The following is a 15,854-nucleotide window of genomic DNA, read 5'->3' as shown; positions in this document are numbered from 1 at the left end:
ATGGGCCTACATCTTCGGTGCAATCTGTCCGGCGGCCGGTCTGGGCATGCCCTGGGTCGACACCCACGCGATGGCCGAACACCTGAAGCCGATCAGCATCGAAGTCGCGCCTGGCCGCCCACGCAATCCCGATCGTCGATCAGGCCGGAGGGCACACGACATCGAAACTGGAGGTGCCCGGGAACATCACCTTGTTGCCACTGCCGCCGAGGGCGCCTGAGTTGAACCCGGTCGAAAACGTCTGGCAGTACATCCGGGACAACGGGCTCTCAAACCGCATCTTCGCAAGCGACGACGATATCATGGCGAACTGTTGCGAGGCTTGGAACAGGTTGATCAATGATCCAGAGCGCATAACCTCAATCGGATCGAGAAGCTCGGCCAATCGGTTCTGATCAACGCGCTTCGGTATAAAGCGCCTTGTCCTCGTTGAGCAGTACGGGGAAGTCAACGATGCCATAGTGCGCGAAAAGCGGATCAAACGGCGGTGACGAGACTGGAAAGCCTCCTTGATCGAGAAAGACAATCCGGACTGGAACGACCTCAGCCACGCGCTTCCATCGTAACTCGGCTACCGAACGAGATGCTCAGGCATGGGGTCCCGAATCAGCGGCCGTGGGGGCCATGTCCGGTATGACACTATCGAGCAAAGAAAAACAGTGACAGGGAGCCGCCCTTTCGCAACACTCTGTTGAACGATCAGGCTGCGGCCTGGTCCTTGATCTCGTCCTCGTCGTCAAAGACGGGGCCAGAATCCTGGCCCTTGGCGGACTCGTCGCGTTCGACAAACTCGATGATTGCGATGTCGGCGGCATCACCATAGCGATGACCGGCCTTCAGGACGCGCGTGTAACCGCCGTGGCGGTCGCCATAACGCTCGGCGAGCACATCGAAGAGCTTCTCGACCATGGCGTCGTCACGCAGCTGGGCGAATGCCTGGCGGCGGGCGTGAAGATCGCCGCGCTTGCCCAGCGTGATCAGCTTCTCGACATAAGGCGAGAGCTCCTTGGCCTTAGCCAGCGTGGTCCTGATCTGCTCGTGCTTGATCAGCGCGCAAGCCATGTTCTTGAACATGGCTTTGCGGTGCGAGCTGGTACGGCCCAACTTACGGCCCGAATAACGATGTCGCATTGTTCTCTCTCTTTTCACACAGCGACGCCGGCGTTGCAGCGCCAAGCCATCCTCAATTGAACGGATCCTCGAGACGGCGCACCAGAGCCTCAATGTTCTCGGGCGGCCAATCCGGGATCTTCATGCCCAAGTGCAGGCCCATGTGTGCCAGCACGTCCTTTATTTCATTGAGCGACTTGCGGCCAAAGTTCGGCGTGCGCAGCATCTCGGCTTCGGTCTTCTGAACGAGATCGCCGATGTAGACGATGTTGTCGTTCTTCAAGCAGTTGGCCGAACGGACGCTGAGCTCAAGCTCATCGGCCTTACGCAGGAGGTGCGGATTGAACTCCGGCTCCACCGGCTCCACCGTCTCGACGCGACTCTCCGGCTCCTCGAAATTCACGAAGAGCTGCAGCTGGTCCTGCAGAATACGGGCGGCCAGCGCCACGGCATCCTCCGGCGTCACAGCACCGTTGGTCTCGACCGTCATCGAAAGCTTGTCGTAGTCGGTCACTTGGCCGACACGGCTGTTCTCGACCTTGTAGGCCACCTTGCGCACCGGACTGTAGATCGCATCGACCGGGATCAGGCCGATCGGCGCATCCTCGGTTCGGTTCTGCGTGGCCGGCACGTAGCCGTTGCCGATGTCGACGGTGAACTCCATGTTGAGCTCAGCGTCGGAATCCAGCGTACAGATGACGTGATCGGGATCCATGATCTCAATCTCGGAGCCCGTCTCGATCATCGAGGCGGTCACCGCACTGGGGCCCTTGGCCTTCAGCAACATGCGCTTGGTGCCCTCGCTGTGCGACTTGATCGCGAGCGCCTTCACATTGAGCACGATGTCGGTCACGTCCTCATGCACGCCCGCGATCGAAGAGAACTCATGCAGCACGTTGTTGATGCGGATCGAGGTCACAGCCGCGCCCTGGAGCGACGACAGCAGGACCCGGCGCAGAGCATTGCCGAGCGTCAGGCCGAAACCACGCTCGAGCGGCTCAGCCACGATCGTCGACTCACGGGAGGCGTCGATGCCCGGCTCGATCTGCAGCTTGTTGGGTTTGATCAGCGCTTGCCAGTTTCTGTTCATATAGCCATCGACCTCCTGGTTCTGGCGCCATCGTCACGGCGCGTACCGGCCCGGAGCCGGTGTCGTACATCACAATCGGGGCACAATCGGGGCCGAGGCGAGCCACCCACCTCGGCCGTATCTCAGACGCGGCGGCGCTTGCGCGGCCGGCAGCCGTTGTGAGGAATGGGGGTAACGTCCTGGATGGCCGTGATCTGGAAACCGATCGCCGAAAGCGCACGCAGTGCCGACTCGCGGCCCGAACCCGGACCCTTCACGAAAACCTCGAGCAACTGCATGCCGTGCTCCCGGGCCTTCTTGCCGGCTTCCTCGGCGGCCATCTGGGCAGCATAGGGAGTCGACTTGCGCGAACCCTTAAAACCCATGGAACCGGCTGACGACCATGAGATCGCGTTGCCCTGGGCGTCCGAGATCGTGATCATCGTGTTGTTGAAGGAAGCGTTCACATGGGCCACGCCCGACGTGATGTTTTTCCGTTCGCGCCGCCTGACACGGGCTGCATCGCGTGCCATCTGCTCTGCCTACTTCTTCTTGCCGGCAATCGGCCGCGCCTTGCCCTTGCGGGTCCGCGCATTGTTGTGGGTGTTCTGGCCGCGCACAGGCAGGCCTTTGCGGTGACGGATGCCTCGGTTGCAACCGAGGTCCATCAGCCGCTTTATGTTCATCGCCACCTCGCGGCGCAGGTCACCTTCGACCGTGTAGCCCATATCAATGATTTCACGGATCTGCGCGACCTCGGCATCGGTGAGCTCGTTCACACGGCGCTCCTGCGGAATCTGCGCGTTCGCACAAATTTCCTCAGCCTTCGTGCGCCCGATACCATGAATGTAGGTCAGCGCAATTTCGACCCTCTTCGAGGTCGGGATATTCACACCAGCGATGCGCGCCAAGGCTTTCGCTCCTTAGTCAATGACAATGAGCCGACAAAACCGCTCAGGTTTGGAAGATTGATGACAGATTGTAGGGTTAGAGATGTGTTGAGTCAATCATCGAAAACCCTTAATTTCCACCGTTGAGAACGGCGCTCAGCTGGGCCGTCACGTCGTCGATGTCGGCCATGCCATCGACCTCACGAAGCACACCTTTGGCGCGATAATATGGGAGAAGCGGCGCGGTTTGGTCGAGGTAGACACCCAGACGCAAACGCACCGTCTCTTCGTTGTCGTCGGCACGGCGCTTGAACTCCGTGCCACCGCACCTGTCGCAGACGCCCTCAACCCTAGGCACCTGGAGCCGGTCATGGTAACCCGCGCCACAGTTGGCACAGGTGTAGCGGCCCGTGATGCGCTCAACGAGCACATCGTCGACCATCTTCATCTCAATCACATGGTCCAGCGGCAGGCCACGCTCCTGCAGCATGGTGTCGAGCGCCACGGCCTGGGCTTCCGAACGGGGAAAACCGTCCAAAATGAAGCCGTTAGCACAATCGGGCCGGTCAATCCGCTCGGCGATCATGCCCACGATGATCTCGTCGGAGACCAGATCACCACGATCCATGACCTCCTTGGCCTGTTTGCCGAGCTCCGTGCCCGCCGCAACAGCAGCGCGCAGCATGTCACCGGTCGAAAGCTGCGGGATACCGTGCGTATCCATCAGACGACGCGCCTGGGTTCCCTTGCCCGCACCGGGCGGACCGAGAAGAATCAGTTTCATCGCCGGGGCCTTCCCCTGCTACCCTTGAGCTTGGCTTTCTTGATCAGGCCTTCGTACTGATGGGCCAGCAGATGCGACTGAATCTGCGACACCGTATCCATGGTGACGGTCACGCAAATCAGCAGCGCGGTTCCGCCCATCAGGATCGGAAGCTGATTGACCCCGATGATGTACTCAGGGATCACGCAGACGATCGTCAGATAGATCGCACCCACGGTGGTCAAGCGCGTGAGGACGTAGTCGAGGTACTCCGCTGTGTTCTTGCCGGGACGGATGCCGGGCACGAAACCGCCGTTCTTGCGCAGATTGTCGGCGGTGTCGGCCGGATTGAACACGACGGCCGTGTAAAAGAAGCAGAAGAACACGATCGAGGCGCCGAAAATGGTGAGATAGAGCGGCTCGCCGCGGCCCAACAGGCGCGTGAGCTCGGTCAGCCAGTCGGCCCCGCTTCCAGCGGCCGAGAAGCTGGCCAGGGTCGCCGGCATCAGCAGGATCGAGCTTGCGAAGATCGCCGGGATGACACCGGCCGTGTTGAGCTTGAGCGGCAGGTGCGAGCTTTCGCCACCGAACATGCGGTTGCCGACCTGGCGCTTCGGATACTGGACAACGATGCGGCGCTGGGCGCGCTCCATCCAGACGATCCAGTAGATCAGCAGCGCACCGCCGATCAGGATCGCCATGATGGCAAACGCCGACAGCGTGCCAACGCGACCGGCCTCGAGCAGCTGGGCGACGGAACCCGGGAAACTCGCCACGATGCCCGCGAAGATGATCAGCGAAACACCGTTGCCGACACCACGATGGGTGATCTGTTCGCCAAGCCAAAGCAGGAACATGGTTCCGCCCAGCAATGACACGACGGTCGTGAAGCGGAACAGCATGCCCGGGTCGATCACGGCCGAGACGCCAGCGCTTGTCACCAGTCCCTGCTCGAGCCCCACTGCGATGCCGTAGCCCTGCACGATGCAAAGCAACACCGTAAGATAGCGGGTGTACTGATTCATCTTCTTGCGGCCCGACTCGCCCTCTTTCTTCAGCTGCTCAAGCTGGGGCGAGACTGCCGTCATCAGCTGCATGATGATCGAGGCCGAGATGTAGGGCATGACGTTGAGCGCAAAGATCGACATGCGTTCCAGCGCACCGCCGGCGAACACGTTGAACATGTCGATGATGCCGCCGGCCTGTTGGTCGAAGATATCGCTCAGGATCTGGGAATCGATGCCCGGAGTCGGAATGAAGGTGCCAAGTCGATAGATAATCAAAGCACCCAGAGTGAACCACAGACGCTTCTTGAGTTCGGTCGCCTTGCCGAATGCTCCGAGATTGAGCTGGCTGGCGAGTTGTTCGGCTTGGTATGCCATCTAGCGCTGCCTTGACGTCCTTACTCGGCGTCCGCTTCGGCCTTTTTGGCCTTGGCGACGGTGATCGTGACGCTGCCGCCGACCTTCTCGATCGTCGCGGTCGCCGTCTTCGTGGCGCCGGCAACCGTGATGTCGATCCTGGCGGTCAGCTCGCCACGGCCAAGCAGACGCACACCGTCACGCGCGCGCTTGATCACACCGGCGGCCTTCAGTGCGGCGGTATCGATCGGCACGGAGGCATCGAGCTTGCCTGCATCGATCGCCTGCTGGATGCGCTCGACGTTGACGCCGACATAGTCACGCCGATTCGGATTCCGGAACCCGCGCATCGGCAGACGGCGGTAGATCGGCATCTGGCCGCCTTCGAAGTTGGCCACGGCCACACCGGAGCGCGACGTCTGGCCCTTGTGGCCGCGTCCGCCGGTCTTGCCCAAGCCCGAACCGATGCCGCGGCCGCGCCGCTTCCTGGCGTGGGTCGAACCCTTATTGTCGCGAATATCGTTGAGTTTCATGACTACAGCTTCCCGTGCCCGTCTGGAGTGCGTCAGACTTCTTCCCAGTGCACCAGGTGGCGCACCTTGTTGATCATGCCACGCACCGCGAGCGTGTCTTCCAGCTCACGGGTGCGGTGCATCCTGTTGAGGCCGAGACCGATCAGCGTCCGACGCTGATCGGCCGGGCGGCCGATGGGGCTGCCGATCTGCGTCACGCGCAGACGCTTGCCGACGTCCTTCTTACCTGCCATGGCGATCAGTTCTCCGTGACAAACTCGACGCCACCGGCCTTGCCCAGAACCTCCGCAACCTTCTTGTTGCGCTTGGCGGCCACCGCACGCGGCGACATCGTCTGGGTCAGGGCATCAAACGTCGCCTTGACCATGTTGTGGGGGTTGGCGCTGCCGGTCGACTTGCAGACCACGTCCTGAGCACCGAGCGCCTCGAACACGGCGCGCATCGGGCCGCCGGCGATCACGCCGGTACCCGGAGGCGCGGTGCGCAGAACAACGCGGCCCGCACCGTAGCGGCCCTTCACGTCGTGGTGCAACGTGCGCCCCTCACGCAGAGGAACGCGGATCATGTTGTGCCTGGCCTGCTCAGTCGCCTTGCGGATCGCCTCGGGCACCTCGCGCGCCTTGCCGGCGCCGTGACCGACGCGGCCCTTCTGGTCACCGACAACGACGAGCGCAGCAAAACCGAAGCGACGACCGCCCTTCACCACCTTGGCGACGCGGTTGATGCTGACGAGCTTCTCGAGAAACTCGTTGCCCTCATCGCGATCGCCGCCGCGACCGCGGCCTCCGCCGCGCTCGTTCCGGTTGCCGCCACGGTCGTTGCGACCGCCGCCACGCTGCTCACGTCCTGCCATAACCATCGTTGTGCTTCCTTTTCCCTGGCCTGCGCGGCTCAGAACTTAAGGCCGCCCTCGCGGGCGGCATCGGCCAAGGCCTTGACTCGGCCGTGATAGCGGCAACCGCCGCGATCAAAGACAACCTCGGTGACGCCGGCGGCCGTCGCCTTTTCGGCGATCGCCTTACCGACCTTCGCAGCCGCATCAATGTTCGCACCCGTGGGCGAATCACCGCGCACGCCACTGTCGAGCGATGAGGCCTGCGCCATCGTGTGGCCTGCGCCATCGTCAATCACCTGGGCATAGATGTGCTTGCCCGAGCGGAACACCGAAAGCCGGGGCTTTCCGTTCTGACCCGCCTTGACCTTGCGGCGGATACGCCCGGAGCGGCGGGCGTGAAGATCTCTTGCGTTCTTCATGGCGGCTTACTTCTTCTTGCCTTCCTTACGCAGGACGTACTCGTCCTTGTAGCGGATGCCCTTGCCCTTATAGGGCTCAGGCGGACGCCAGCCGCGGATGTTCGAAGCGACCTGGCTGACCCGCTGCTTGTCAACGCCCGACACCACGATCTCGGTCTGGTTGGGGCATTCGATGGTGATGCCGTCAGGCACCGGGAACTCGACGTCGTGGCTGTAGCCAAGCTGCAGCTTCAGCGTCTTGCCCTGCATCTGGGCACGATAGCCGACGCCCTGAATCTCGAGCTCGCGCTTGAAGCCCTCGGTCACACCGGTGACCATGGTCTGGATGTTGGCGCGCGTCGTGCCCCACAGAGCCCGAGCCCGCTTGGTGTTATCGTTGGGCGTCACCACGACCTGCCGCTCCTCCATCATCACGGTGACGTGGTGGGGCAGGATGTGCTGACTCAACGTGCCGTTCTTACCCTTGACCTCAACGACGTCGTCGTTGATCGAGACCTCGACGCCCGATGGTATGTCTACGGCATTCTTGCCTACGCGTGACATGGTTCGTTCCCCAGTCTTCCGGCGTTCCTCAGAACACCTTGCACAGGACCTCGCCGCCGACGTTGGCAGCGCGGGCCTCGTGATCGGTCATGACGCCCTTGGGCGTCGAAACGATGGTGACGCCGAGACCGCCATAGACGCGCGGCATGTCGCTCACGCCCGAATAGACGCGGCGGCCTGGCTTGCTGACACGGCCGATTTCGCGAATGACCGGAACGCCCTCGTAGTACTTGAGCTCGATCACAAGTTCAGGCTTGGGCGTGTCGACGGCATCGCGGCGGTAGTCGCGGATGAAACCCTCGCGCTTCAGCACCGAAAGGACGTTCTCCTTCAGCTTCGAAGCCGGGCAGTTCACCTGCGACTTGCGGCGCATGTGTCCGTTCCTGATACGGGCGAGCATATCGCCCAAGGGATCTGTCATTGCCATTGGCGCCCTCCCCTTACCAGCTCGACTTGGTCACACCGGGGATGAACCCGTCGGAGGCCAGTTGGCGCAACAAGACGCGGGACATGTTAAATTTACGGTGATAGCCACGCGGACGTCCGGTGACGCCGCAGCGGTTGCGGACGCGCACCCTCGCCGAGTTGCGCGGCATCTTGGCGAGCTCGAGACGCGCCTGGAAGCGCTCCTCAATCGGCAGTTCGCGGTTGTTCGCGATCGCAAGAAGCTCGGCACGCTTAGCGGCGTACTTCGCCACCAGACGCTTGCGACGATTGTTCTTCTCAATGGCGCTCTTCTTGGCCATGTCGTTTCCCTTCGAACCGCTTGGGGTCAGTTCTTCACGAACGGCATCTGGAAACCATCGAGCAGCGCATAGGCTTCCTCGTTGGTCTTGGCCGTCGTGCAAATGACGATATCAAGTCCCCGGATCGCGCTGACCTGGTCGTAGTCGATCTCGGGGAAAACGATCTGTTCCTTCAAGCCCATGGCGTAGTTGCCACGGCCGTCGAAGCTCTTGCCGCTAATGCCGCGGAAGTCACGGACGCGGGGCAGCGCGATGTTCACGAGACGATCAAGGAATTCGTACATCTGTGTGCCACGCAGCGTGACCTTCGTACCCACGGCCATGCCCTCGCGCAGCTTGAAGTTTGCAATCGACTTCTTGGCGCGCGTCGGGACGGCTTTCTGGCCGGCAATCAGCGTCAGTTCGTTGGTCGCGTTGTCGACCTGCCTGGAGTCGGCGATGCCCTCACTCACGCCCATGTTCAGCACGATCTTCTCGAGCTTCGGCACAGCGTGGATGTTTGTGTAGCCGAACTGCTCCATCAGGGCGGGCCTGACGGTTTCAGTATAATGTTCCCGGAGTCTTGCGGTAGCCATCATGTGCGTTCCGGTCAGGAGTCGATCATTTCGCCGGAACGACGGGCCACGCGAACCTTGCGGCCGTCATCCAGCGTCTGGAAACCGACACGGGTCGGCTTGCCATCCTTGGGATCGACGAGTGCCAGGTTGGAGAGCTGGATCGGCAGTTCCTTGTCCTCAATCCCGCCCGGCGTCGTCTGAGAGGGCTTCAGGTGGCGGCGCGCCATGTTGACGCCGTTCACGATCGCCCGGTTTTCACCGGTCAGCACCTTGAGCACCTCGCCCTCACGGCCGCGGTCACGGCCGGCCAGAACGATCACCCGGTCGCCCTTTCTGATCTTGGCCGCCATCTCAGAGCACCTCCGGAGCCAGCGAGATGATCTTCATGAAGTTCCGGCTGCGCAGTTCACGCGTGACCGGGCCGAAGATACGGGTGCCGACCGGCTCGTTCTGACGGTTGATGATGACCGCGGCATTGCGGTCAAAACGCAGCGCGCTGCCATCGGGGCGGCGGATTTCCTTGGCCGTACGCACGATCACAGCACGGGCCACTTCGCCCTTCTTCACGCGCTGACCGGGCTGCGCCTCCTTGACCGCCACGACGATGATGTCGCCCACAGTCGCCGTCTTGCGCTTGGAGCCACCCAGAACCTTAATACACTGGACACGGCGGGCGCCAGAGTTGTCAGCGACGTCCAGGTTGGTTTCCTGCTGAATCATCTATCATGTCCTCTCAGGCCTCGTCCCCGACGACCATCCAACGCTTGCGCTTGGAGATTGGGGCACATTCCTGGATCCGCACGGTCTGGCCGACGGCCACCTCGTTTCCCTCGTCGTGGGCGTGGTAGCGCTTCGAGCGGCGGATCGTCTTCTTGTAGATCGGGTGCTTCATCAGCCGTTCGACGTTGACCACAACGGTCTTGTCACCGGACTTGCTGGTCACCATACCCTGCATCACGCGACGCGGCATCTCTCTCTTCCCTTATGAACCGACTGGGGCCTTGTTGGCCTTGGACTGGATGGTCTTGATGCGCGCGATGTCACGGCGGACCTGCCGCATACGCGCAGTGTTTTCCAACTGACCGCTCGCCTGCTGGAAACGCAGGTTGAACAGCTCCTTCTTGAGCGTCAGAACCTCGTCGCTCATCTGGTCGGCGCTCATGGCGCGTACGTCGGCAGCCTTCATGACGGTCTCCCTCAGTGCAACCGCTGAATGAACTTGACAGGGATCGGCAACTTGGCAGCACCCAGACGGATGGCCTCGCGAGCGATCTCCTCGTCGACACCGTCAAGCTCGAACATCACGCGACCCGGCTTGACCCGGCACATCCAGTACTCGGGCGAGCCCTTGCCCTTACCCATGCGAACCTCGGCGGGTTTGGTCGAAACCGGAACGTCCGGGAAGACCGTGACCCACACGCGACCGGCGCGCTTCATGTAACGCGTGATCGCACGACGCGCGGCCTCAATCTGGCGCGCGGTGATACGACCGGCCATCTGCGACTTCATGCCGTAGGAGCCGAAGTTCAGCGTGGTGTAACCCTTTGCGTTGCCGTGGATACGGCCCTTGTGCGCCTTGCGGAACCTTGTGCGTTTCGGTGACAGCATCTCTCAGTTTCCTTGATCTCAGTTGCGGGCCTGGCCGCCCTGCGCCCCGGTCTCACGCTTCTCGTGCGCCAGCGGGTCGTAGGCGAAGATCTCGCCCTTGAAGATCCAGGTCTTGATGCCCAAAGAGCCGTAAGCGGTATTCGCGGTGACCCGACCGAAGTCGATGTCGGCGCGCAGGGTATGAAGCGGGACGCGACCCTCGCGGTACCACTCGACACGCGCGATCTCGGCGCCGCCGAGGCGACCGCCGACGTTGATGCGGATGCCTTCGGCGCCCAGGCGCATGGCCGACTGCACGGCACGTTTCATGGCGCGACGGAAGGAAATCCGGCGCTCGAGCTGCTGGGCAATGTTCTCAGCGACGAGGTAGGCGTCGACCTCGGGCTTGCGGATTTCGACGATGTTCACCGTCACCTCGGACTCCGTCATCTTCTGGAGGCCCTGCTTGAGCTTCTCGATGTCGGCGCCGCGCTTGCCGATCACCACGCCGGGGCGCGCCGTGTGAATCGAGACCCGGACCTTCGCGGCCTGGCGCTCCACGACAACCTTGCTGATGCCGGCCTGACCGAGCTGGCTACGCACATACTCGCGAATCGCGAGATCCTCATGCAGCATCCGCGCATAGTCGAGGCCATCGGCGTACCAGCGCGAGTCCCAGGTGCGGTTGATGCCGAGCCGAAGCCCGATCGGGTTAACCTTGTGTCCCATCAGTACTCGCTCTCCGCAACTTCACGAACAATGATCTCGATGTTGCTGAATTCCCTGCGATAAGGGTGGAGGCGACCACGGCCCGCGGGGCGAAAACGGCGCATCTTGATGCTCTGGCCGACTGACGCACGCGCCACCACCAAGCGGTCGACGTCGAGGCCGTGATTGTTCTCCGCGTTGGCAATCGCCGACTGCAGCACCTTCTTGACGTCGACCGCGATGCGGCGCTTTGAGAAGGTGAGCTCGGCCAAGGCCCTGGCGACCGGCTTGCCGCGGATCTGCTCGGCAACGAGGTTAAGCTTGCGCGAACTGGTGCGCAGCGAACGCGCCATCGCGCGGACCTCGTTGTCGGGGAGCTGACGCTCCAAGTTTTTCTTGCCCATGACCTCAGCCCCTCCTCGACTTCCTGTCGGCGGCGTGACCGTAGTAGTTCCGGGTTGGCGAGAACTCGCCAAACTTGTGGCCCACCATGTTCTCGGTCACGAGCACGGGCACGTGCTTCTGGCCGTTGTAGACGCCGAAGGTCAGGCCCACGAACTGGGGCATGATCGTCGAGCGGCGCGACCAGGTCTTGATCACTTCCTTGCGCCCGGATTCGCGCACGGCATCGGCCTTCTTGAGCAGATAGCCGTCCACAAACGGACCTTTCCAGACAGAACGAGACACCTCTGGTCCTCCTAGCGCTTCTTGCGGTGGCGACGCGCGATGATCAGCTTGTCACTCGCCTTCTTGCTTCGTGTACGCGCACCCTTGGTCGGCTTGCCCCACGGGGTCACCGGATGACGGCCACCGCTGGTGCGACCCTCGCCGCCGCCGTGCGGGTGATCGACCGGGTTCATGACCACGCCGCGCACCGACGGGCGTCTGCCCATCCAACGCTTGCGGCCGGCCTTGCCGAGCTTGCGGTTCTGATGATCGGGGTTCGAGACCGCGCCGATCGTGGCCATGCATTCGCCACGCACCATGCGCATCTCGCCCGAGCTCAGGCGGAGCTGAGCGTAACCCTGGTCCTTGCCGATCAGCTGGGCGTGGTTGCCGGCCGAACGTGCGATCTTGCCGCCGCCCCTGGCCTTCATCTCAATGTTGTGGACGATCGTGCCCACCGGGATGTTCTGCAGCGGCATGGCGTTGCCGGGGCGAATGTCGGTCCGCTCGCCGGAAACGATCTTGTCGCCGGGCTGGAGGCGGTGCGGGGCCAGGATGTAGGCCTGCTCGCCATCGTCGTAGTTGATCAGCGCGATATAGGCCGAGCGATTGGGATCGTACTCGAGGCGCTCGACTATGCCGACGACATCGAACTTGCGGCGCTTGAAATCGACCAAGCGGTAACGGCGCTTATGACCGCCACCACGATGACGCATCGTGATGCGGCCATGCACATTGTGGCCGCCCTTCTTGTTCAGGCCTTCGGTCAACTCCTTGACCGGCCCGCCCTTGTGCAGGTGCGAGCGGTCGACCTGGACCAGATTGCGCTGGCCCGGCGTGACCGGCTTATGGGGTTTCAGCGCCATGACTTCAGACTCCCGTCGTGACATCGATCACGTGGCCTTCGGCCAGGGTCACGATCGCTTTCTTCACCGCGCTGCGGCGGCCCATGCGGCCACGGAAACGTTTGGTCTTGCCCTGCTGGTTCAGCGTGTTCACCGCCGTGACCTCGACCTTGAAGAGCTCCTCAACGGCCTTCTTGATTTCGGGCTTCGTGGCGCGGCGGTCGACGCGGAACGTCACCTGGTTGTACACCGCCCCCTGGGTCGACTTCTCAGTGATCACAGGGCTGCGGATGATGTCGTAGTTCTTTGCCAGACTCATTTGAGCCTCTCCTCAAGCACCGTGACGGCGTCCCTGGTCAGCACCAGCGTGTCGCGGCGCACAATGTCGTAGACGTTCGCGCCCATGCTCGACAGCACGTCGATGCCGGGAATGTTCGAGGCCGCCCGGGCGAAGTTCTCGTTGACGGCAGCGCCGTCGACGATCAATGCATTGGCGATGCCCATGGCTGAAAGCCGGGCGACGAGATCCTTCGTCTTCGGCCCTTCAAGTTCGGCATTCTCCAGCACGACCAGCTTGCCGTCGGCCTGCTTGACCGAGAGCGCCGTCTTCAGGCCCAGCGAACGGATGCGCTTGGGCAGCTTGAAGGCGTGGCTGCGCTGGACCGGACCATGTGCCACGGCACCACCGCGGAACACGTTAGTCTTCCGGCTGCCGTGGCGCGCCGTGCCGCCGCCCTTCTGGCGACCGACACGGTGGGTCGTGCCGACAACGTCGCTGGTCGACCTGGTCGAATGGGTTCCGGCCCGGCGCTTGGCGAGCTGCCAGTTGATGACACGGGCCAGAATGTCCGGGCGGGCCGGCAGGCCGAACACGTCGTCGCTCAGCTCGACCGAGCCGGACTTCCTGTTGTCCAAGGTGAGAACGTCAGCCTTCATGATTACTTGTCTTCTCCTGCGTTCTCGCCACCTTCGGGCGCGGCCTCTTCGGCCACCTCCGGCTGCGCGTCCTCGATCAGAGCCGCTGGAAACGGCAGATCACCCGGCGCATCGACCTTCACAGCGTCCGACACTATCACCCAGCCTTCCCTGGCGCCGGGGATGCTGCCCTTGATCATGATCAGGCCGTGTTCGATATCGGTCCCGACAACCTCAAGGTTCTGGGTCGTGACGCGCTTGTCGCCCATGTGGCCAGCCATCTTCTTGCCCTTCCACACCTTGCCCGGATCCTGGCTGTTGCCGGTTGAACCATGGGCACGATGCGACACCGAGACACCATGGCTGGCGCGCATACCGCCGAAGTTGTGCCGCTTCATCGAACCCGCGAAACCGCGGCCCTTCGACGTGCCGGTGACATCAACCATCTGGCCGGCAACAAAGTGCTCGACCGAGATCTGCGCGCCGACAGGCAGCACTGCATCGTTGCTGACGCGGAACTCGACAACCTTGCGGACGGGCTCAACACCGGCCTTGGAGAACTGACCGCGCTCGGCGCTGTTCAAGTGTTTCACCTTGGCGGGCTGTGCGCCGATCTGAACGGCGACGTAGCCGTCGCGCTCCTGAGTGCGTTGGCCGACAACCCGGTTATCCTGCGCCTGCAGAACGGTCACGGGGACATGGCCACCGTCGCCCGTGAAAACGCGGCTCATGCCAATTTTTCTGGCGATTATACCGGTACGCATCAATCGTTCCTCAGAGCTTGATCTCAACGTCGACACCAGCCGCAAGGTCGAGCTTCATGAGAGCGTCGACGGTCTGCGGGGTCGGCTCGACGATGTCGATCAGACGCTTGTGGGTGCGCATCTCGAACTGCTCGCGGGACTCCTTGTCGATGTGGGGTCCTCGCAGAACCGTGAATTTCTCGATACGCGTCGGCAACGGGATCGGTCCCCGCACCTGGGCACCGGTCCGCTTGGCCGTGCCAACAATTTCATTCGTCGACTGGTCGAGCAACCGGTGGTCGAAGGCCTTCAGCCGAATGCGGATGTTTTGACCCGCCATGGTGCTTCTCCTGTTTTCCCGCCTGCCTGCGGTCTTACTCGATGATTTGTGCGACGACGCCGGCACCGACGGTGCGTCCGCCTTCGCGGATGGCAAAGCGCAGGCCCTCGTCCATCGCGATCGGCGCGATCAGTTCGACGTTCATCGTGATGTTGTCGCCCGGCATCACCATCTCGACGCCGTCCGGCAGCAGCACGTGGCCCGTCACATCCGTCGTACGGAAGTAGAACTGCGGACGATAGTTCGTGAAGAACGGCGTGTGACGACCACCCTCGTCCTTCGTCAGGACATACGTCTCGGCCTTGAACTTCGTGTGCGGCGTGATCGTGGCAGGCTGCGCCAGAACCTGGCCGCGCTCGACCTCCTCACGCTTCGTGCCACGAAGCAGAGCACCAATGTTGTCGCCCGCCTCACCACGGTCAAGCAGCTTGCGGAACATCTCGACGCCCGTGCACACCGTCTTCGTCGTGTCCTTGATGCCCACGATCTCAACCTCGTCGCCCGTCGTGACCACGCCACGCTCAACACGGCCCGTCACAACCGTGCCGCGGCCCGAAATCGAGAACACGTCCTCAATCGGCATCAGGAAAGGACGGTCGATCGCACGCTCAGGCGTCGGGATGTAACTGTCGACCGCGGCCATCAGTTCAAGGATCGTGTTCGCACCGATCTCAGGATCGCGATCCTCCATCGCCGCAAGAGCCGAACCCTTCACAACAGGGATCTCATCGCCCGGAAAGTCGTACGACGACAAAAGCTCGCGAACCTCAAGCTCGACAAGCTCCAGAAGCTCCTCGTCGTCAACCTGGTCGACCTTGTTCATGTAAACAACAATCGCAGGAACCCCAACCTGGCGCGCCAGAAGAATGTGCTCACGCGTCTGCGGCATCGGGCCATCGGCGGCGTTAACAACAAGGATCGCCCCGTCCATCTGCGCAGCACCCGTGATCATGTTCTTCACGTAGTCCGCATGGCCAGGGCAATCAACGTGCGCGTAGTGCCGACCCTCGGTCTCGTACTCCACGTGCGCCGTGTTGATCGTGATACCACGCTCCTTCTCCTCAGGAGCCTTGTCGATCGACGCGTAGTCCGTGAACGTCGCGCCGCCCGTCGTCGCGAGAACCTTCGTAATCGCCGCCGTCAGCGTCGTCTTGCCGTGGTCAACATGGCCAATCGTGCCAATGTTCGCATGCGGCTTCCTACGCTCAAACTTCTCCTTCGACA

The 15,854-nt window shown here is 62.4% G+C and carries 30 protein-coding genes; 1 reads left to right on the top strand and 29 read right to left on the bottom strand.

Translation table 11 applies throughout. From position 1 onward, the window contains the following. The first annotated feature begins 110 nt into the window (after positions 1–110). Positions 111–395 carry a transposase gene (locus GDA49_04300; protein MBC6439630.1) on the top strand — a complete coding sequence of 95 codons (285 nt, stop codon included), beginning with the start codon at positions 111–113 and terminating at the stop codon, positions 393–395. Here the strand turns inward: GDA49_04300 and GDA49_04295 are convergent, their stop codons facing one another. The 29 genes from GDA49_04295 to tuf form a co-directional block, all read right to left on the bottom strand. Then, complete coding sequence (locus tag GDA49_04295) at positions 396–551, bottom strand: hypothetical protein (GenBank protein ID MBC6439629.1); 156 nt, start codon at positions 549–551, stop codon at positions 396–398. Positions 552–699: 148 nt separating this feature from the next. After that, complete coding sequence (rplQ, locus tag GDA49_04290; protein ID MBC6439628.1) at positions 700–1,131, bottom strand: 50S ribosomal protein L17; 432 nt, start codon at positions 1,129–1,131, stop codon at positions 700–702. Between the two features lie 52 nt (positions 1,132–1,183). After that, positions 1,184–2,200 carry a DNA-directed RNA polymerase subunit alpha gene (locus GDA49_04285; protein ID MBC6439627.1) on the bottom strand — a complete coding sequence of 339 codons (1,017 nt, stop codon included), beginning with the start codon at positions 2,198–2,200 and terminating at the stop codon, positions 1,184–1,186. Positions 2,201–2,322: 122 nt separating this feature from the next. Then, positions 2,323–2,712 carry a 30S ribosomal protein S11 gene (gene rpsK / locus GDA49_04280; GenBank protein ID MBC6439626.1) on the bottom strand — a complete coding sequence of 130 codons (390 nt, stop codon included), beginning with the start codon at positions 2,710–2,712 and terminating at the stop codon, positions 2,323–2,325. Between the two features lie 9 nt (positions 2,713–2,721). Then, on the bottom strand, positions 2,722–3,090 hold the full coding sequence (rpsM, locus tag GDA49_04275) for a 30S ribosomal protein S13 (protein MBC6439625.1): 369 nt from the start codon (positions 3,088–3,090) through the stop codon (positions 2,722–2,724). Positions 3,091–3,199: 109 nt separating this feature from the next. Further along, on the bottom strand, positions 3,200–3,853 hold the full coding sequence (locus GDA49_04270; GenBank protein ID MBC6439624.1) for an adenylate kinase: 654 nt from the start codon (positions 3,851–3,853) through the stop codon (positions 3,200–3,202). Beyond that, entirely contained in the window at positions 3,850–5,214 is a 1,365-nt protein-coding gene (gene secY / locus GDA49_04265) for a preprotein translocase subunit SecY (GenBank protein ID MBC6439623.1), read from the bottom strand. The genes GDA49_04270 and secY overlap by 4 nt, the downstream gene beginning before the upstream one ends. Before the next feature lie 20 nt (positions 5,215–5,234). Next, positions 5,235–5,726, bottom strand: a complete 492-nt coding sequence (locus GDA49_04260; protein ID MBC6439622.1) for a 50S ribosomal protein L15 — start codon at positions 5,724–5,726, stop codon at positions 5,235–5,237. 32 nt (positions 5,727–5,758) lie between these two features. Beyond that, positions 5,759–5,959: a 50S ribosomal protein L30 gene (gene rpmD, locus GDA49_04255; GenBank protein MBC6439621.1), complete on the bottom strand. Its 201-nt coding sequence runs from the start codon at positions 5,957–5,959 to the stop codon at positions 5,759–5,761. 5 nt (positions 5,960–5,964) lie between these two features. Next, positions 5,965–6,579, bottom strand: a complete 615-nt coding sequence (rpsE, locus tag GDA49_04250) for a 30S ribosomal protein S5 (GenBank protein MBC6439620.1) — start codon at positions 6,577–6,579, stop codon at positions 5,965–5,967. A 38-nt stretch (positions 6,580–6,617) separates the two neighbouring features. Continuing rightward, a complete protein-coding gene (gene rplR / locus GDA49_04245) occupies positions 6,618–6,980 on the bottom strand; it encodes a 50S ribosomal protein L18 (GenBank protein MBC6439619.1) in 363 nt (120 codons plus the stop codon). A 6-nt stretch (positions 6,981–6,986) separates the two neighbouring features. Beyond that, a complete protein-coding gene (gene rplF, locus GDA49_04240; GenBank protein ID MBC6439618.1) occupies positions 6,987–7,523 on the bottom strand; it encodes a 50S ribosomal protein L6 in 537 nt (178 codons plus the stop codon). Positions 7,524–7,551: 28 nt separating this feature from the next. Next, positions 7,552–7,950, bottom strand: a complete 399-nt coding sequence (rpsH, locus tag GDA49_04235) for a 30S ribosomal protein S8 (protein ID MBC6439617.1) — start codon at positions 7,948–7,950, stop codon at positions 7,552–7,554. A gap of 13 nt (positions 7,951–7,963) precedes the next feature. Beyond that, entirely contained in the window at positions 7,964–8,269 is a 306-nt protein-coding gene (rpsN, locus tag GDA49_04230; GenBank protein ID MBC6439616.1) for a 30S ribosomal protein S14, read from the bottom strand. Between the two features lie 26 nt (positions 8,270–8,295). Continuing rightward, complete coding sequence (rplE, locus tag GDA49_04225) at positions 8,296–8,844, bottom strand: 50S ribosomal protein L5 (protein MBC6439615.1); 549 nt, start codon at positions 8,842–8,844, stop codon at positions 8,296–8,298. A 14-nt stretch (positions 8,845–8,858) separates the two neighbouring features. Further along, complete coding sequence (rplX, locus tag GDA49_04220; protein MBC6439614.1) at positions 8,859–9,176, bottom strand: 50S ribosomal protein L24; 318 nt, start codon at positions 9,174–9,176, stop codon at positions 8,859–8,861. Between the two features lies 1 nt (position 9,177). After that, on the bottom strand, positions 9,178–9,546 hold the full coding sequence (gene rplN, locus GDA49_04215) for a 50S ribosomal protein L14 (protein MBC6439613.1): 369 nt from the start codon (positions 9,544–9,546) through the stop codon (positions 9,178–9,180). Positions 9,547–9,559: 13 nt separating this feature from the next. Then, positions 9,560–9,796, bottom strand: coding sequence for a 30S ribosomal protein S17 (gene rpsQ, locus GDA49_04210; protein MBC6439612.1), 237 nt, complete (start codon positions 9,794–9,796; stop codon positions 9,560–9,562). 12 nt (positions 9,797–9,808) lie between these two features. Next, the gene (gene rpmC, locus GDA49_04205) at positions 9,809–10,012 is read right to left on the bottom strand and encodes a 50S ribosomal protein L29 (protein ID MBC6439611.1); all 204 of its coding nucleotides are present in this window, start codon (positions 10,010–10,012) and stop codon (positions 9,809–9,811) included. A gap of 11 nt (positions 10,013–10,023) precedes the next feature. Continuing rightward, on the bottom strand, positions 10,024–10,434 hold the full coding sequence (rplP, locus tag GDA49_04200; GenBank protein ID MBC6439610.1) for a 50S ribosomal protein L16: 411 nt from the start codon (positions 10,432–10,434) through the stop codon (positions 10,024–10,026). Between the two features lie 18 nt (positions 10,435–10,452). After that, the gene (gene rpsC, locus GDA49_04195; protein ID MBC6439609.1) at positions 10,453–11,142 is read right to left on the bottom strand and encodes a 30S ribosomal protein S3; all 690 of its coding nucleotides are present in this window, start codon (positions 11,140–11,142) and stop codon (positions 10,453–10,455) included. Next, entirely contained in the window at positions 11,142–11,525 is a 384-nt protein-coding gene (gene rplV / locus GDA49_04190; GenBank protein MBC6439608.1) for a 50S ribosomal protein L22, read from the bottom strand. The genes rpsC and rplV overlap by 1 nt, the downstream gene beginning before the upstream one ends. Before the next feature lie 4 nt (positions 11,526–11,529). Continuing rightward, the gene (gene rpsS / locus GDA49_04185) at positions 11,530–11,808 is read right to left on the bottom strand and encodes a 30S ribosomal protein S19 (GenBank protein ID MBC6439607.1); all 279 of its coding nucleotides are present in this window, start codon (positions 11,806–11,808) and stop codon (positions 11,530–11,532) included. Positions 11,809–11,819: 11 nt separating this feature from the next. After that, on the bottom strand, positions 11,820–12,653 hold the full coding sequence (gene rplB / locus GDA49_04180) for a 50S ribosomal protein L2 (protein MBC6439606.1): 834 nt from the start codon (positions 12,651–12,653) through the stop codon (positions 11,820–11,822). A gap of 4 nt (positions 12,654–12,657) precedes the next feature. Next, positions 12,658–12,951 (bottom strand): 50S ribosomal protein L23, encoded by a 294-nt coding sequence (locus GDA49_04175; GenBank protein ID MBC6439605.1) that lies wholly within the window; start codon positions 12,949–12,951, stop codon positions 12,658–12,660. Next, positions 12,948–13,568, bottom strand: a complete 621-nt coding sequence (gene rplD, locus GDA49_04170) for a 50S ribosomal protein L4 (GenBank protein ID MBC6439604.1) — start codon at positions 13,566–13,568, stop codon at positions 12,948–12,950. Before rplD ends, GDA49_04175 begins: the two co-directional genes overlap by 4 nt. 2 nt (positions 13,569–13,570) lie before the next feature. Further along, entirely contained in the window at positions 13,571–14,311 is a 741-nt protein-coding gene (gene rplC, locus GDA49_04165; GenBank protein MBC6439603.1) for a 50S ribosomal protein L3, read from the bottom strand. Between the two features lie 10 nt (positions 14,312–14,321). Then, complete coding sequence (gene rpsJ / locus GDA49_04160; protein ID MBC6439602.1) at positions 14,322–14,630, bottom strand: 30S ribosomal protein S10; 309 nt, start codon at positions 14,628–14,630, stop codon at positions 14,322–14,324. A gap of 34 nt (positions 14,631–14,664) precedes the next feature. Then, positions 14,665–15,854 (bottom strand): elongation factor Tu (gene tuf / locus GDA49_04155; protein ID MBC6439601.1); only part of this gene is annotated, 1,190 nt, incomplete at its 5' end.

The sequence above is a fragment of the Rhodospirillales bacterium genome, from assembly GCA_014323865.1.
Classification (GTDB): Bacteria; Pseudomonadota; Alphaproteobacteria; order SP197; family SP197; genus SP197.
The sequence above is the reverse complement of the archived record's forward strand: the minus strand, read 5'-3'. Positions and strand labels throughout refer to the sequence as shown.

Coding starts and splice junctions, on each gene's coding strand:
- rplX (MBC6439614.1), bottom strand. CDS start 9,176: ATGGCGGCCAAGATCAGAAAGGGCGACCGGGTGATCGTTCTGGCCGGC.
- rpmD (MBC6439621.1), bottom strand. CDS start 5,959: ATGGCAGGTAAGAAGGACGTCGGCAAGCGTCTGCGCGTGACGCAGATC.
- rplD (MBC6439604.1), bottom strand. CDS start 13,568: ATGAAGGCTGACGTTCTCACCTTGGACAACAGGAAGTCCGGCTCGGTC.
- rpsK (MBC6439626.1), bottom strand. CDS start 2,712: ATGGCACGCGATGCAGCCCGTGTCAGGCGGCGCGAACGGAAAAACATC.
- rpsE (MBC6439620.1), bottom strand. CDS start 6,579: ATGGCAGGACGTGAGCAGCGTGGCGGCGGTCGCAACGACCGTGGCGGC.
- rplF (MBC6439618.1), bottom strand. CDS start 7,523: ATGTCACGCGTAGGCAAGAATGCCGTAGACATACCATCGGGCGTCGAG.
- rplQ (MBC6439628.1), bottom strand. CDS start 1,131: ATGCGACATCGTTATTCGGGCCGTAAGTTGGGCCGTACCAGCTCGCAC.
- GDA49_04260 (MBC6439622.1), bottom strand. CDS start 5,726: ATGAAACTCAACGATATTCGCGACAATAAGGGTTCGACCCACGCCAGG.
- rpmC (MBC6439611.1), bottom strand. CDS start 10,012: ATGAAGGCTGCCGACGTACGCGCCATGAGCGCCGACCAGATGAGCGAC.
- rpsC (MBC6439609.1), bottom strand. CDS start 11,142: ATGGGACACAAGGTTAACCCGATCGGGCTTCGGCTCGGCATCAACCGC.
- rpsJ (MBC6439602.1), bottom strand. CDS start 14,630: ATGGCGGGTCAAAACATCCGCATTCGGCTGAAGGCCTTCGACCACCGG.
- rplR (MBC6439619.1), bottom strand. CDS start 6,980: ATGAAGAACGCAAGAGATCTTCACGCCCGCCGCTCCGGGCGTATCCGC.
- rplB (MBC6439606.1), bottom strand. CDS start 12,653: ATGGCGCTGAAACCCCATAAGCCGGTCACGCCGGGCCAGCGCAATCTG.
- rplC (MBC6439603.1), bottom strand. CDS start 14,311: ATGCGTACCGGTATAATCGCCAGAAAAATTGGCATGAGCCGCGTTTTC.
- GDA49_04270 (MBC6439624.1), bottom strand. CDS start 3,853: ATGAAACTGATTCTTCTCGGTCCGCCCGGTGCGGGCAAGGGAACCCAG.
- GDA49_04285 (MBC6439627.1), bottom strand. CDS start 2,200: ATGAACAGAAACTGGCAAGCGCTGATCAAACCCAACAAGCTGCAGATC.
- rpsH (MBC6439617.1), bottom strand. CDS start 7,950: ATGGCAATGACAGATCCCTTGGGCGATATGCTCGCCCGTATCAGGAAC.
- rpsN (MBC6439616.1), bottom strand. CDS start 8,269: ATGGCCAAGAAGAGCGCCATTGAGAAGAACAATCGTCGCAAGCGTCTG.
- rplV (MBC6439608.1), bottom strand. CDS start 11,525: ATGGGCAAGAAAAACTTGGAGCGTCAGCTCCCCGACAACGAGGTCCGC.
- secY (MBC6439623.1), bottom strand. CDS start 5,214: ATGGCATACCAAGCCGAACAACTCGCCAGCCAGCTCAATCTCGGAGCA.
- rplE (MBC6439615.1), bottom strand. CDS start 8,844: ATGGCTACCGCAAGACTCCGGGAACATTATACTGAAACCGTCAGGCCC.
- rplN (MBC6439613.1), bottom strand. CDS start 9,546: ATGATTCAGCAGGAAACCAACCTGGACGTCGCTGACAACTCTGGCGCC.
- GDA49_04175 (MBC6439605.1), bottom strand. CDS start 12,951: ATGAGTCTGGCAAAGAACTACGACATCATCCGCAGCCCTGTGATCACT.
- rpsQ (MBC6439612.1), bottom strand. CDS start 9,796: ATGCCGCGTCGCGTGATGCAGGGTATGGTGACCAGCAAGTCCGGTGAC.
- rplP (MBC6439610.1), bottom strand. CDS start 10,434: ATGCTGTCACCGAAACGCACAAGGTTCCGCAAGGCGCACAAGGGCCGT.